Annotated in this window: 17 protein-coding genes; 9 read left to right on the top strand and 8 right to left on the bottom strand. The window is 67.4% G+C overall.

Features of this window, described 5'->3' with window-relative positions; translation table 11 throughout:
* Positions 1-237: 237 nt before the first annotated feature.
* From cax to FV223_RS02185, 5 genes are all read right to left on the bottom strand, one after another.
* Complete coding sequence (gene cax / locus FV223_RS02205; protein ID WP_147725256.1) at positions 238-1305, bottom strand: calcium/proton exchanger; 1068 nt, start codon at positions 1303-1305, stop codon at positions 238-240.
* 65 nt (positions 1306-1370) lie between these two features.
* Positions 1371-2624, bottom strand: a complete 1254-nt coding sequence (locus FV223_RS02200; protein WP_147725255.1) for a sodium:proton antiporter — start codon at positions 2622-2624, stop codon at positions 1371-1373.
* A 55-nt stretch (positions 2625-2679) separates the two neighbouring features.
* Complete coding sequence (locus FV223_RS02195) at positions 2680-3747, bottom strand: endonuclease/exonuclease/phosphatase family protein (RefSeq protein ID WP_147725254.1); 1068 nt, start codon at positions 3745-3747, stop codon at positions 2680-2682.
* A complete protein-coding gene (locus tag FV223_RS02190) occupies positions 3744-4280 on the bottom strand; it encodes a YetF domain-containing protein (RefSeq protein WP_147725253.1) in 537 nt (178 codons plus the stop codon). Before FV223_RS02190 ends, FV223_RS02195 begins: the two co-directional genes overlap by 4 nt.
* Positions 4281-4375: 95 nt before the next feature.
* On the bottom strand, positions 4376-4711 hold the full coding sequence (locus FV223_RS02185) for a hypothetical protein (RefSeq protein WP_246689576.1): 336 nt from the start codon (positions 4709-4711) through the stop codon (positions 4376-4378).
* A 333-nt stretch (positions 4712-5044) separates the two neighbouring features.
* Between FV223_RS02185 and FV223_RS02180 the strand changes: the two genes are divergently transcribed.
* The 9 genes from FV223_RS02180 (at position 5045) to FV223_RS02140 (ending at position 11082) form a co-directional block, all read left to right on the top strand.
* Positions 5045-5494 (top strand): PRC-barrel domain-containing protein, encoded by a 450-nt coding sequence (locus tag FV223_RS02180; RefSeq protein ID WP_147725252.1) that lies wholly within the window; start codon positions 5045-5047, stop codon positions 5492-5494.
* A 26-nt stretch (positions 5495-5520) separates the two neighbouring features.
* The gene (locus FV223_RS02175; protein WP_147725251.1) at positions 5521-5769 is read left to right on the top strand and encodes a hypothetical protein; all 249 of its coding nucleotides are present in this window, start codon (positions 5521-5523) and stop codon (positions 5767-5769) included.
* A 109-nt stretch (positions 5770-5878) separates the two neighbouring features.
* The gene (locus FV223_RS02170; protein ID WP_147725250.1) at positions 5879-6874 is read left to right on the top strand and encodes a mechanosensitive ion channel family protein; all 996 of its coding nucleotides are present in this window, start codon (positions 5879-5881) and stop codon (positions 6872-6874) included.
* The gene (locus FV223_RS02165; protein WP_147725249.1) at positions 6871-8169 is read left to right on the top strand and encodes a DUF2254 domain-containing protein; all 1299 of its coding nucleotides are present in this window, start codon (positions 6871-6873) and stop codon (positions 8167-8169) included. The genes FV223_RS02170 and FV223_RS02165 overlap by 4 nt, the downstream gene beginning before the upstream one ends.
* A gap of 59 nt (positions 8170-8228) precedes the next feature.
* Entirely contained in the window at positions 8229-8480 is a 252-nt protein-coding gene (locus FV223_RS02160) for a hypothetical protein (RefSeq protein ID WP_147725248.1), read from the top strand.
* A gap of 220 nt (positions 8481-8700) precedes the next feature.
* On the top strand, positions 8701-9126 hold the full coding sequence (locus tag FV223_RS02155) for a YhjD/YihY/BrkB family envelope integrity protein (RefSeq protein ID WP_187276024.1): 426 nt from the start codon (positions 8701-8703) through the stop codon (positions 9124-9126).
* A complete protein-coding gene (locus tag FV223_RS32345; RefSeq protein WP_281407432.1) occupies positions 9111-9245 on the top strand; it encodes a hypothetical protein in 135 nt (44 codons plus the stop codon). Before FV223_RS02155 ends, FV223_RS32345 begins: the two co-directional genes overlap by 16 nt.
* A gap of 3 nt (positions 9246-9248) precedes the next feature.
* A complete protein-coding gene (locus FV223_RS02150) occupies positions 9249-9461 on the top strand; it encodes a YhjD/YihY/BrkB family envelope integrity protein (RefSeq protein ID WP_147725246.1) in 213 nt (70 codons plus the stop codon).
* Between the two features lie 877 nt (positions 9462-10338).
* Positions 10339-11082, top strand: coding sequence for a glutaredoxin family protein (locus FV223_RS02140; RefSeq protein WP_147725244.1), 744 nt, complete (start codon positions 10339-10341; stop codon positions 11080-11082).
* Between the two features lie 12 nt (positions 11083-11094).
* On the opposite strand, the gene FV223_RS02135 is transcribed toward FV223_RS02140, so the two are convergent.
* The 3 genes from FV223_RS02135 to FV223_RS02125 form a co-directional block, all read right to left on the bottom strand.
* Positions 11095-11322: a hypothetical protein gene (locus tag FV223_RS02135; RefSeq protein ID WP_147725243.1), complete on the bottom strand. Its 228-nt coding sequence runs from the start codon at positions 11320-11322 to the stop codon at positions 11095-11097.
* A 179-nt stretch (positions 11323-11501) separates the two neighbouring features.
* Positions 11502-11774, bottom strand: a complete 273-nt coding sequence (locus FV223_RS02130; RefSeq protein ID WP_187276022.1) for a LysM domain-containing protein — start codon at positions 11772-11774, stop codon at positions 11502-11504.
* 251 nt (positions 11775-12025) lie between these two features.
* A complete protein-coding gene (locus FV223_RS02125) occupies positions 12026-13360 on the bottom strand; it encodes an AI-2E family transporter (protein WP_246689575.1) in 1335 nt (444 codons plus the stop codon).
* Between the last annotated feature and the right edge of the window lie 96 nt (positions 13361-13456).

The following is a 13456-nucleotide window of genomic DNA, read 5'->3' as shown; positions in this document are numbered from 1 at the left end:
ATTTCTTTGAGCTTCCTTGCGATCTTGCAACGACCAAGGATGCAGGCGGTCGAAAAGCCTGCCCGCTGCTCTCCCGAGGGGCCGGACAGCCACAGCGTGACGTCCTCTTTTCACACAGCCTCGGTGGCAAGCGGACCCCGGCCCTGCGTTCGTAAGCTAACGTTCCCATCCGACGCAACATGGCCATAGACCATCAGATCATGCAGTGCCCGAAAGCGGCCGTTCAATCGGCTGTGCTTAGACCGGGCTCGCGAAGAAGAAGGCCAGCCCGAACAGGACGTAGACCCCAAGCAGCAAAAGGCCTTCGAACCACGTCGTCTCACCGTCGCGGGCAATGGCGTTGACGATGAAGGCGGTGCTCGCGATGCCGAAGAGGTGAAGCGGGTTGGAGAATACCAGCGACATCGGGTGGCCGAGTGCCCAGGAGATGATGACCAGGAGCGGGGCCAGCACCAGCGCCACCTGGATGGCCGAGCCAATGCAGATGTTCAGCACGAGGCCCATGCGGTCCTCGTACGCGAACCAGGCCGCCGCGAACAGGTCGCCGGCCGTGCCGACCAGGGCCAGCACGATCACGCCGAGGAACATCGGCGAGAGATGTAGGCTCCCGGCGGCCTGGGTGATCGTCCCCGAGAGCATCTCGGACTCGAAGGCGATGGCGACCGTCGCGGCGATCAGGACCCCGATGGCGAACGACAGGCTCCAATCCGCCTCGCCGCTGCCCTTGTCGTTCGAGAACATGTCGCGGTGGGTGACCAGCGTGAAGGCCAGGTTGGCGAGGTAGAGCAGCAGGAGGACGACGGAGACGCCGAGGCTGACCTCTTCGTCGGTGATGCCCAGCGTCATTCCCTGGCCGGACATGCGTCCGCTCAGGTCGAACACGGCCGGCAGCAGCAGGGCGATGACGACGAGGATCAGCAGGGTCGACAGCAAGCCGGCGCGCTCCGCGCTGAACTTCTGCCGCTCCCGGGTCGCCCCGCCGACGATGATGGCGAGGCCGAGCCCGAACAGGCTGGTCCCCATGATCGAGCCGGCGATCTGCGCCTGCACCACAGCGGCCTCGCCACGCATGAGGACGAACAGCGCCAGGACGAGTTCGGCGATGCTGCCGAAGCTGACAGTGAGCAGGCCGCCGATGGCAGGCCCGACCCGGTCGGCGAGCTGGTCGGTGGCGCGTCGGACCCACTCCGCCAGGACGGCGATGGCGAGGGCGCTGGAGGCGAAGATGAGGAGCGGCGAGGCCCCGACGAGGTACTTCAGCGCCGCCGAGATCGGGATGAGGACGAGGAGGACGGTGAAGACCATGTGTGGTTACGATATCCGATGGAGGTGTACTGGCCGACGCGGGCCGACGCCGTGGACGTCGTCTCTCAGCCGGCGCGCAGCGTGCGCCGCGCCACCATGCCGAGCGTCGAGCCTTGGACGATGATGGTGAAGAGCACCACCGCGTAGGTCGCCGCCAGGATCGCCGGCTTGGCGTCGCTCTCTGGGATCGAGAGTGCCAGCGCCACCAAGATGCCGCCGCGTACCCCCGCCCAGGTCAGGAACGGCACGTTGCGCGGCGAGAGGTTGCCGCCCCAACGGAACATGAGGAGCGGCGTCGAGACGGCGACCAGCCGGGCGACGAGGACGATGGGCACCGCGCAGGCCGCGAGCGCCAGGCCACTGAGCTCGAACCGCAGGACCAGCACCTCCAGCCCGATCAGCAGGAACAGGACCGAATTCAGCACCTCGTCGATCAGGGTCCAGAGGGCGGAGACGTACCCTTGAGTCCGCTCGCTCATGGCGTCGCGCGGGGCCCGGTCGCCGACGAGGAGCCCGGCGGCGACCACCGCGAGGGGGCCGCTGAAGTGGAGCTTTTGGGCGAGCGCGTAGGTCCCGGCGACCAGCGCCAGCGTGATCAGGACTTCGACGGGGAAGTCGTCGATGGCGCGCATCGCCCGGTAAGCGACGTAGCCGGTGACCACCCCTAGGACGAGGCCGCCGCCCGCTTCCTGCACCAGCAGCTTCGCCACGCCGCCGGCGCTCGTGGCCTCCCCGCCCGAGCCCGCCGCGAAGGCCACCAGCACTGTGAACAGCACGATGCCGATGCCGTCGTTGAACAGGGCCTCGCCCTGCATCTCGACCTCCAACGCCTCGGGGACCTTCACGTTCTTGAGGGTCGCCAGCACCGCGACCGGATCGGTCGGGCTGATCAGCGAGCCGAAAACGAAGGCCCAGGCCAGCGGGATCGGCCTGCCGATGGCGTCGGCCGCCAGCCAGAACGCGCCGCCTACGAGGGCCGTTGAGATCAGGGTGCCGACCAACGCCAACGTCGCGACGGCCCAGGCGCGGTCGCGGAGCATGCTCAGGTCGAGGCTCATGGCGCCGGCAAACAGCAAAAAGGCGAGCATGCCGTTCATCACCACGTCAGTGAAGTCGACCTGACCGAGCACCTTGGTGAGGTCCTCGTAGAGGTGCTGAGCCGGGAAGGCGAGGTCGAGGCCGACGAGCGAGAGCGAGGCGAGCAGCCCCATCACGAGCAGGCCGATGGTGTGCGGCATCCGCAGGAAGCGGCGGTTGAGCCAGCCGAACAGGGCCGAGAGCGTTAACAGCAGGGCGGCGAGGTCGAAGATCGAGATCATGGGAATCTCCGACCCGCGCAAAGGCGGGCTGCGGGGCCGTTTTCGGCACGTGGGCTCATCGGGACTGCAATCGTTCGTTCGTCCCCGCCGCGGCGAGCACCGCGTTGGCCTTGGCGACGTCCTCGGCGTCCCGCTGCGGAGGCGCCTTCGCACCTTGGGCATCCTGGCGGCATAGGCGGACGAGGTATGGGAAGTGGTCCGAGCCGAAGGCATCGAGGCGTTCGATGGAGACCGTCGCGAAGCCGCCCTCGTGGAAGACGTGGTCGAGCGGCCAGCGCAGCCAGGACGAGTGCGCGTTCCAGGTCGCGACGTAGCCGTATCCACGGCGCGGGTCGATGAGCCCGGACAACCGGGCCATGCGCTCCACCGCGATCTCCCAGGGCGTCGCGTTGAGGTCACCGGCGAGGACGCCGGGCTCGACCCGTTCGCGCAGCACGGACGCCGCGGCATAGAGCTGGGCGTCCCGCCCGCGGGCGGATTGCCAGGGCTGAGGCGGCTTCGGGTGAAGGCCGATGAAGTCGACGATCTCGCCGCTGCGTAGGGTGACGCCGGTCACGACCGCCGGGGTGTCCTGCCCTCCAAGGTGCCGGATGCCGCCGTTCACCAGGGGCAGCCGCGAGAAGAAGTGGAGGCCGTAGTACGACCCCGTGATCCGCTGCAGGGCATGGGGCATTGACGCGAGCACGGGCTTCAGGGCCTCGTCCCACCACGCGTCGGTCTCCATCGCGAGGAAGAGGTCGGGCTCCTCCCGTGCGACGGCCTCGACCAAGGGCGTGGCGTTCCGATTCCCGAATTGCACGTTCGCGATCAGCACCGAGAGACGTCGCTCGGCCGGGCATGCGTCGACCCGCATCTCGCCCGTGGGTCGATAAGGACACAGGATCCAGGCGTTGACCGCGAACGCGAGGGTCGCCAACGCAAGACCCGGAAGGGTCGAGCTGGGAGCTCCCTTGAGGAAGGGGAACAAAGCCAGACCGACGACCAACGAGCCGACGGCAAAGGGCAGGCGCGGGAAGTCGAGCAGCCGCACCGCCCACCATTCGGTTGGGATCAACGGGATCAGGCTGGCGGCGGCGAGGACGGCTGCGAGCAGGATGAGCGCATAGCGGACGAGGGCCTTCACGAACGGCTATCGACAGGCTGGCTCGCCTCCGGCCATGAGACGCCGTTCAGCCCGTCCCCGCGGTCGGACAGCGTTTTGAGCACGCTAATAGAGCCGTCGGTCTCAAGGACCACCGCGGAGGCCTGCGAGAGGTCGTCGAGCCCTTCCGTGCGTAGGGCGGAGAGCACGTCGTCCCGTGTCAGCCGCTGGCGGCGCATCGCACCCTCGACCAGCTGTCCCTTGTGGGCGAGCAACGTCGGCTCGGCCTTCACCAGCGACCGGACCCGCGCCGAGCGGACGCTCGACCAGGTGATGAGATACTGCAGCCCGATGAGGGTCGCGAGGGCAAGCACCCCTTCCAGGAGAGCGACCGACTTCGTCAGGACGATGGAGGACAGCGTCGAGCCGAGCGCCACGGTGACGACGAGGTCGAACGCGTTCAGCTTAGTCAGGGTGCGCTTGCCCGAGATCCTGAGGAACAGGATCAGCGCGACGTAGGCCAGCGGGCCGACGACGACGACCCTGAGCAGGCCGGACCAACTGTCGAAGAACATGAAAGGCGACCTCCGGGAGTGTTCCCCGGAGGGAAGGCCCTCTGCATACGGGCTTTGGATCGGGAAAGCCCGCGGACGTTCCGATCAATCAGCGATCAGCGCATGTCCTTGGGCAGGTGCTTGATCGGGTCGGTCCGGCCGCCCTGGGTCTTGCCCTGGACCGATCCCTCGGACTGCATGACGTCGGTCGACGACTGGATCGCGCTCGGTGGCGCGACCTGCCCGTTGCCCTCGTGGCGCGCATTCCCGGCGCCCTTCGTCGTCGAGGTACCCGAGGGCAACGTCCCGGGCGTCGGCTGGTCGATGGAACTGGCGGCCGACTGCGCGGCCGCAGGACCTGCCACGACTGAGCCGAGGGCGAGGGCGAAGGCCGCTCCGGAGACCAAGGTCGTCACGCCCCGAACATGCCGGATGCGGTTGATGATCTGCATGTGAAAGAACCAGTTTTGATCGGATGCCTGCGCATCGGAGGTGCCGACTGCAAGCCCCCATCATCGGGCTTTGTTCCGGAAGGCGGTTAGAGCGACGGAATTCGATGACGATGCGTCCGTTTAGACTATCGGACTGTATCTCGACTCCTTTTCAAGAACGGGATGGGCGGGGTTCGTTCGCCTGGACCCCAGCAGAGGCAAGGTTGATTTATGTGAACATTCGGGGTGTGCGCACGTTGCCGACCGCCTTTCAAAGAAAACGAGCGGGGTGCGACAGTGGTTGTCGGTACCGTGAACTCGAATTGGCGACCGGCACCATACCGAGGAAACACAATGTCGAAGCACTTCATCCTGGGCGCGCTCGTCCTGACCTGCGTCTCGTTCCCGGCCCTGGCCCAGACCGCCACGGCCCCGGCCGCCGGTATGGGCGCGTCCTCCGACATGGGGATGAAGATGGCCGACACCGCGACGGTGAAGCTGAAGTACGTGACCGTGAAGCCGGCCGACGTGATGTCGTCCAAGCTCGTCGGCACGACCGTCTACAACAACAAGAACGAGAACGTCGGCGAGGTCGAGGATCTGGTAATCGAGAACGGCAAGACGGTCACCGGCGTCGTCGTCAGCGTCGGCGGCTTCCTCGGCATGGGCGAGAGCTACGTCGTGCTCGATCCGTCGACCCTGGCCATCAGCGACAAGGACGGCAAGTGGATGGTCCACGCCGACACCGACAAGGACACCCTCAAGAACGCGCCGAAGTTCACATACTCGAAGAAGAAGAGCTGATCGACCCCACGTAAGGAGAGACCATCATGAAGCACACCATCCTCGCCTCGGCGCTCCTGGCCGGCCTCGGCCTCGGCGCCTCGACCCTGCCGTCCTCGGCGATGCCCGTGAACGCGGCCGGCATCGGCACCTCGACCGGCTCCGACCTCGTGCAGGTGCGCATGTCGCGCCGGCAGATGAGGCGTCACCGCAGCAGCGGCGGCAACGCCAACATGCCGTCGCGCCGTCCCGGCGCGAAGCAGTACGGCCAGACCACGGGCGGCCCGCGTCGCTGACCCGGTAGAAAAATGACCCGCGGGGGCCTGTCTCCCTCGCGGACCACCGACGCGCGCCGCCGGTTGGCACCTCCGCCACCGGCGGCTTTCGCATGAATCGGGACACCGCATGATCTTCTCCGAAGCGCTGGGACGCCTCGAAGGGCTTGGCCGCTCGGCCGCCGCCCTCGTGCCGGGGCTCGTGATCGCCCTCGTCCTGTTCGGGATCGGGTTGCTGGTCGCCCGGGGTGTACGTGCAGCCGTGCGCCGTACCGCCGAGATGCGGGAGGCGTCGCCCGGCTCGGCCGCCGTGCTCGGGCGCATCGCCGGCGGCATGACGATCCTGGTGTCGTTCCTGGTGGCGGCATCGGTCGCCTTCCCGTCCGTTTCGGCCGCGGACCTGTTCAACCTGCTCGGCATCGGCGGCGTCGCCATCGGCTTCGCCTTCCGCGACGTGTTGCAGAACCTGCTGGCGGGCATCCTCATCCTGCTGACCCGCCCCTTCGTCATCGGCGACCAGATCCGCGCCGGCTCGCACGAGGGCACGGTCGAGGACGTCTGGGTGCGGGCAACGGTTCTACGGACCTACGACAACCAGCGCATCCTGATCCCGAACGCGACGCTGTTCGTTGACAAGATCACGATCATCACCGCGCACGACAAGCGCCGGCTCGCTTTCCCGCTCACCATCGGCAACGGCGACGACATGAGGGAGGCCCGCCGCATCATCGTCGAGGCCCTGCGCGGGACCAAAGGCGTGCTCGCCGATCCGGCACCGGAGGCGCTCGTGACCGGCCTCGGGGCGGCTGGGGTCGACATGACGGCTCGGTTCTGGATCGACCCGCCCCGGCGGCGCGACGCGGTCGATGCGCTCGACCATGCCATCTCGAACGTGAAGGACGCGCTCACGGCCGCCGGCATCGACCTTCCATATCCCACGAGCCAGGTGCTGCTGCACGACCAGACCGAAGCGTCGGATGGCGACCGCACCCGGCAGCGCGAAGGCTGGCCCGCCGGCAAAAAACCACCCCGCGCCCGCTGGGAAGTGCTCCGTGAGGATCGTGCCGACCGCGAACGCGGAAAGCCCGAAGGCAGGGACTCCGAAGGGAAGGGAGACCCGGCATGAAGGCGCGCCTCCAGGCCTGGATCGAGTGGCTAGGGGACCTGTTCTGGCTCCGGCCGGCCCTGATCGTTCTGGGCTGCATAGGGCTGGCGCAACTCGGGATCTGGCTGGAGACGGCTCACATCGCCGGCTACGATGCCTCCTCGCCGAACCAAAACTGGGGCTATTCCGGCGGCGCAGAGGGCGCACGGGCGCTCCTGAGCGCGGTGGCGTCCTCGACCATCGGGGTCGCGGGAACGACCTTCTCCATCACCATCGCGGCGCTGACGCTGGCATCCGGGCAGATGGGTCCGCGCCTGCTGCGCAACTTCACCCGCGACGCCCGCAACCAGATCGTCCTGGGCATCTTCCTCGGCACCTTCGCCTACGCCCTGATGGTCCTGCGCACGGTGCGTACCGTGCAGGAGAGCCCGTTCGTCCCGCACCTCGCGATCACCGGGGCGATGGTGCTGGCGCTGCTCTCGCTCGCCACCCTGGTCTGGTTCGTCCACCACATCGCCGCCAGCATCAACGTCGAGACGGTGGTCGACGCGGTCCATCGCGACCTCCTCTCCGCCGTCGAGGCGCGCACCCGCGAGAGCGCAAGCATGACGCTCCCGACCCGGCTACCGACCGGCGGCGGGGCTCGCACCGACGGCAGCGGCTACCTGCAAGCCGTCGACGAGGACGGGTTGGCCGATTGGGCCCACGAGCACCGTGTCACCGTCGCCCTGCGCGTGCGCCCGGGGGATTACGTTCCGAGCGGGTTCCCGGTCGCGTTCCTCTCCGCCGGGGTCGAGGGCGCGGAGCCGGCCATCCGCCGGGCACTGACGTTCGGGCGACGCCCGGCCGCCCTGCAAGACCTGGAATACTCGATCCGGCAGCTCGTCGAGATCGCGGTCCGGGCGCTGTCGCCGGGCATCAACGACCCGTTCACCGCCGGCAGCGTCGTCGACCATCTCGGTGACGCCCTGTGCCGCGTGGCGTCGCGCCACCTGCCAACCGGGGCGGTCGCGCGCGATGGCGAGGTCGTACTCGTCGTGTCGGTGACCGACTACGACGGCCTGTGCGATGCCATGTTCCACATGATCCGCCAGAACGCCGCCGGCTCGGTGCACGTGCTCGCCCGGATGCTCGACGTGCTCACCCGCATCGCCGAGGTCGAACGGCTGACGAACCGGACCGCCGAGCTCGCCCACCATGCGGATCTCGTCATCGCCGCGGCCAGGCGCGACGTCGCCGATCCGCACGACCTGGCCGAACTGGAGGCAAGGCATGCCCGCTTCGTGAAGATGCGCGACGGCGACCAGCCCGCGTGAGGGCGCACGACATTCCCCAGTCCCACATCCTCGTTTTCGATCCATCGAAGGACGACCGAATGACCCGTTTCACGCTCATGCTCCTCGTTGCGGCATTTCCCTCGCTGGCGATTGCTGCACCCATCGCCGAGCCATCCAAGGATGACGGCGTCCGGACCGGTGGGATGGGCATCGGGACCCGCCCCACCGGTGAGGTCACGCGGCCGGGCACGGATATGACGACCGCAGGGTCGGGCGCGGGGGAAGGGAAGCCGGGCACGAAGGCCGGCGCGGTCGGATCGACGGGCGAGGGAGCCTCCAAGCCACGCTGATCGGCTGCGCCCGTCGGCCCGCGTGCAGTCGCATCGTCGCCGGCCGCGGACATCCTTCGGCTTCCATCCCTTCACGTCGGCGTGCGAGGAACCATGAGCGGAACCGCGGTCCGGATCGCCCGGCATGCTGCACGCGAGGCGTCGGCGGACCAGGTCAGCTTCGTGGCCTCGGGCGTCGCCTTCCGGGTCGCGCTGGCGGTGTTCCCGGGCGATTGCGCTTGTGGTCTGGCTCGGAAGCCGGCTGCTCGGCGCGGACGAGGTCCGCAACTTCCTTCAGGGCGCGATGCAGGCCGTGCCGGACAGCACGCGCGAGATCGTGCAGCAAGCCGTCGGCGCCTCGATGGCGAAGAATCCGGCGGATCGCGGGGGCGACTGGCTCGGTCCGGCCGCGCCGCTCCTCGGCCTCGCCTTCACCCTGTGGAGCGCCAACAGCGGCATGCGCGCGCTGTTCAAGGCCCTCAACCTGATCTTCTATGTGGAGGAAGGTCGCGGCTGGCTGCGCTTCACCATCGTCACCCTGCTGTGCACGTTGGGGACCCTGGTCGTTCTGGTCTGCGCGATGACGCTGGCGGTCCTCGTGCCCCACGTGCTGCCGCAGGAGGGCCTCTACGCCGCGTTCTCTCCCCTGCGTTGGCCGTCCTGTTAGCGGTGCTCGCGCTGGCGCTGGCGACGCTGTACCGGCTCGCCCCCTCGAACGGGCGCGAGGGCTGGCCGTTCGTTACCGTCGGGGGCGCCGTCGCCGCGCTCCTGCTGCTGCTGACCTGAAGCCTGTTCTCGTGGTTCACGGGTCGGTTCGCCAGCTTCGCCGTGACCTACGGCTCCCTCAGCACGGTGGTGGCCTTCCTGCTCTGGCTGTGGCTGTCCTTCGTCATCGTGCTGTGCGGGGCGGAACTCGACGCGGCCATCGGCAGCGAGACCAGCCTCTACGGAGGCGGGTCAGTCGATGACAAGTCCGCGAACGATCCGGATCGACAGGGGTAATCGAACTTCGCCGACGCCTCGGCCCTACCGTGACCGGCCAACCGGCCGGGTCATGCCGATCCCGTGGGTCGCCGGCACGTGAAGACAGTCAGCGTTCCACTCGCAGGACCCGATGGTCAGGTGGTCGGGTGGGATTGAACGTGACGCTAAAGACTAACGAGCCCGCGACAATGGGCGCCTGCCGACGGAGGCGATCCTGAAGCCGCTTAGGTTGAGGGACGAAAAGAAAGCGTTCTCGACCCGCAGTTCCGCGGCGCACACCTCATTGGCTGCGAGACGGACACGATCATAGTCACGGCTCGCCTGCTTTTGGCGCGCCCTTTCACCGTGGTCGAGTATGCCAACCCGGAACGACATGATCCACCTCGCCGTACAAGATGACCTTATTGTCCTTCCGCTGCAATGAAACTCGTCCGATAAGGTTCAGGGTCGGTGGAGGATGATCAGACAAGACCTACCCCGGCCAGTTCTTTGGGGCGACGACCGTGAGCACCACGCCGCATCGAAAACCACCTCCAACGGGACAATGCCGACCTGGCAGGCACGACCGTCGTATCGCCGGTGGGATGCCAACCTCTCCGTCGGGACGTGTCCAATGCCAAAGGATGGTGCGCTCGAAGCAGGATCGAGAGAAAGCGGCGATGCCGTCGTGACGACGTCGCACATGAGGGGGGACGTTTTCGTCGGAGCCGGCCGCCCCTCGGGGGCTGGGACGGCCGAGTACCCAACGATCCGTCCCTTGACCTTCCAACCGTTGGAAGCCCCATCTTGGGGTCCAGAAGTTCCGCGCAACGCAGTTCGAAAAGCTGATTGCCGCCGTCGCGTTGTCAGGGTTCGGGCGATCCACCCTCCCGGCGCATTCCAAAAGGAGTCCTCGATGCTCGACACCAACCGCAGGGCCACCGTCCATCGCATGGTGATGGAGAAGCACGTCTGCCCCTATGGCCTGAAGACCAAGGACCTGCTCGAACGCGAGGGTTTCCAGGTCGACGACCATTGGCTGACGACGCGTGAGGAGACAGACCGCTTCAAGGCCGAGCACGGCGTGAAGACCACGCCACAGACCTTCATTGCGGGCGAGCGCATCGGCGGCTACGACGACCTGCGTCGACATCTCGGTAAGTCCGTCCCCGACCCGAAGGCCACGAGCTACACTCCCGTGGCGGCGGTGTTCGCGATGACGGCGTTGATGGCGCTGGCGGCGAGCTACGCGGGCTTCGGGACGCCACTGACGGTACGCGCGGGCGAGTGGTTCATCGCGTTCAGCATGTGCGTGCTCGCCATCCTCAAGCTGCAGGACGTCGAGAGCTTCTCGTCTATGTTCCTGGGCTACGACCTGCTCGCCCGGCGCTGGGTGCGCTACGCCTACGCCTACCCGTTCTGCGAGGCACTCGCCGGCATCCTGATGGCAGCGGGCGCTCTCGCCTGGCTGTCAATCCCGGTCGCCCTTTTCATCGGCACGGTCGGCGCGGTCTCGGTGTTCAAAGCGGTCTACGTCGACAGGCGCGAGATCAAGTGCGCCTGCGTCGGCGGCTCGGCCAGCGTGCCGCTCGGCTTCGTCTCGCTCACCGAGAACCTGATGATGGTCGGCATGGCCGTCTGGATGATGGTCCGGCCCTGACGGCCCTTGCGGTCAGGGCGCGATCCGGAACGGCTTGGTGTTCAGCTTCACCGCGTCCCCGTCTCGCAGGACGAACACGAGGCGGGTGTCGCCCTGGCGCTCGGGAACCTTCACCTCGACGTCCAGCGTGCCTTTGCCCAACGTACGGGCGGATTGCAGGACCTGGAAGGCCGTGTTGATCGTCCCGCCCCCGACCAGGAGCGACTCGTCCTTCGGCAGGCCCGTGGCCGTCAGGGTCACGGTCGAGCCTGGCGGGCCATGGTCCGGCGAGAGGGTGAGGCTCGTGGCGCCCGCACCATCGGCCAGGCCGATCCGCCGAACGAGCCGCTCCAACCGTCCCTTGAGGTCGGGTTGCGGTCGAGCAGGTCCTGGGCGGAGGCGCCGACCTGACCGGCGACGCGGCCCACGGCATCGTTGGCCTAGCGCCCCAGATGGTTGAGGCAATCCGCGAGACCCTGGCCGGTCGCCGGCCGCAGGCGCAGGGTGGCGCCGATCTGCAGGTCGCTCGACCCGTCGATGGACGGATTGGCGGCCAGGAGGGCGCCTTCCGACACGTTGCAGCGGCTCGCGATCCGGCTCACGGTATCGTCGGGCAGGACCTTTACGGGACCTTCCCCGGAGGCCGCCTCCTGCGCGTCGCCATGACCAGCGGTTGGCATGCCCGTCTCGATGATGAGGGAAAGGGCGGTCAAGCGAGAGGTCCGTCGTCGCATCCTGAACTCCCGACCGCTTCAGATGCCATCCGCAACGTGTCTAACGACGGGCCGTTCCGTCACTCCCGAGGGCGGCCAAGCGCAGGATGCACTGAGATTCCCGATGCGCTTTAGAGGGGAAATTGGAGCGTCCGTGACGCTGATTTCACATTTGTGGACGGACGATCCAGCGTCTGGGTGATCTCCTCGTAGCGTCGAGGATCGGACGTCGACGACGTAGCGTCCTTCGATCAGGACCCGATCATGTGGCCCAGGGGTTTCAGGGGCTCTACGCGGTCGGATACGATCTTCATCATCGCCAGCAGAGGCACCGCGAGCAAAGCCCCCGGGATGCCCCAGAGCGTGTGCCAGAAGAAAACCGAGAGGATCACGAGGAAGGGGTTGAGCGTGAAGCGCTTGGCCAGGAGCAGAGGCGTGATCATCTCGCCTTCGGCGATATGGATCAGCAGGTAGAGGCCCGCGGGCAGGAGTGCGAACCAGGGCCAATCCAAGCTGAGAACGCCCACCACGAAGAAGATCACGATCCCGGCCAGGGGCCCGAGGATCGGGATGAAGTTGAGCAGGAAGGCCGTCGCGCCCCAGAGCAGCGGCGTGTCCAGTCCGCAGGCCCACATGGCGAACCCCGTCGCCACGCCGACGATGGCGTTCATGATGGTGATGGTGACAAGGTAACCCGTGATGTTGGTCTCGATTTCCTGGACGATCTCCACGGCCTGACGCTTGCCGGAGAAGGTCGGCAGCACCTCGACGAACCCGCGCAACAGGCGGTCGCCAGAGGCGAGGAGGAAGAAGAGCAGGATCATCGTCGTGAAGAAGCGGGTCAGGAGGGTAGCTGTGCCGCTCATCAGGTTCCCCGCCAGCGTGGAGGCGGGCCTCGCGGTGACGACGTCGCCCGCGCCCTCCTGCCCGTTGGCCGCGGCGATGCTCTCCAGAGCCTGCAGGCCTTGCTGGAGGACATCCAGGGGCCGGCGTAGCGCTTCGACCTTCTCCTTGAGCAGCGGCAGGCTCTCGGGCGCGCGTCGTATCCAGCCCGACGCGGGTATCGAGGCCGTGAAGCCGACGCCGCCGATGGCCCCGAACACCACCAGGATCAGCAGTGCCGCGGCAAGAGCCTTCGGCAGCCGGAAACGCTTGTGCAGGACCCGCATGGCCGGGGCGAGCAGGAGCTTCAGGACGAGCGCAAGGACGATGGGCAGGATGAGTTCCTGACCGACGTAGAGGGTGTAAACGACCCCGAGGAGGCTCAGGACCAGGATGCCCGCGGAGCGAACGCCGCGTGGGATGGCCTCGCCCGTGGCGACGGCCCGACGGGCCTCACGATCCCCGCGCTCGTCGATCTGGTCATCGGCAAGCGACGGCCGGACCGCACCCTGTTCCCGAGTGAACGCCAAATTCTTTTCCTGAAACCCTGTGCGCGGACAACAGGGGGCGTGATGGAATGATCCGAGCCAGTGTTGCGGGACGTCCGGGAACGCTCCTGGTTGATGGTTCGTGACGGAGGTCTCGATGGTGGCGGGTCTTGCCGAGGCCCACCCGGTGAATTGACTGCTCGTGCCGTCCGCCATCGAGGAATGCGTGCGAGGGCATTTTGGACCGGGGGCAGCCCGAGCCGAGCGTTCTCGGACCCAGTCGACGGCCCGCCTGAACGGGGTCATTCGTCT

This window comes from Methylobacterium sp. WL116, from assembly GCF_008039455.1.
GTDB lineage: Bacteria > Pseudomonadota > Alphaproteobacteria > Rhizobiales > Beijerinckiaceae > Methylobacterium.
The sequence above is the reverse complement of the archived record's forward strand: the minus strand, read 5'-3'. Positions and strand labels throughout refer to the sequence as shown.

What these genes read in the sequence shown, in the direction of transcription:
- FV223_RS02190 (WP_147725253.1), bottom strand. Translation starts at nt 4,280, where the DNA reads ATGTTCTTCGACAGTTGGTCCGGCCTGCTCAGGGTCGTCGTCGTCGGC.
- FV223_RS02160 (WP_147725248.1), top strand. Translation starts at nt 8,229, where the DNA reads ATGACCCGTTTCACGCTCATGCTCCTCGTTGCGGCATTTCCCTCGCTG.
- FV223_RS02180 (WP_147725252.1), top strand. Translation starts at nt 5,045, where the DNA reads ATGTCGAAGCACTTCATCCTGGGCGCGCTCGTCCTGACCTGCGTCTCG.
- FV223_RS02140 (WP_147725244.1), top strand. Translation starts at nt 10,339, where the DNA reads ATGCTCGACACCAACCGCAGGGCCACCGTCCATCGCATGGTGATGGAG.
- FV223_RS02185 (WP_246689576.1), bottom strand. Translation starts at nt 4,711, where the DNA reads ATGCAGATCATCAACCGCATCCGGCATGTTCGGGGCGTGACGACCTTG.
- cax (WP_147725256.1), bottom strand. Translation starts at nt 1,305, where the DNA reads ATGGTCTTCACCGTCCTCCTCGTCCTCATCCCGATCTCGGCGGCGCTG.
- FV223_RS02165 (WP_147725249.1), top strand. Translation starts at nt 6,871, where the DNA reads ATGAAGGCGCGCCTCCAGGCCTGGATCGAGTGGCTAGGGGACCTGTTC.
- FV223_RS02125 (WP_246689575.1), bottom strand. Translation starts at nt 13,360, where the DNA reads ATGGCGGACGGCACGAGCAGTCAATTCACCGGGTGGGCCTCGGCAAGA.
- FV223_RS02200 (WP_147725255.1), bottom strand. Translation starts at nt 2,624, where the DNA reads ATGATCTCGATCTTCGACCTCGCCGCCCTGCTGTTAACGCTCTCGGCC.
- FV223_RS02170 (WP_147725250.1), top strand. Translation starts at nt 5,879, where the DNA reads ATGATCTTCTCCGAAGCGCTGGGACGCCTCGAAGGGCTTGGCCGCTCG.
- FV223_RS02175 (WP_147725251.1), top strand. Translation starts at nt 5,521, where the DNA reads ATGAAGCACACCATCCTCGCCTCGGCGCTCCTGGCCGGCCTCGGCCTC.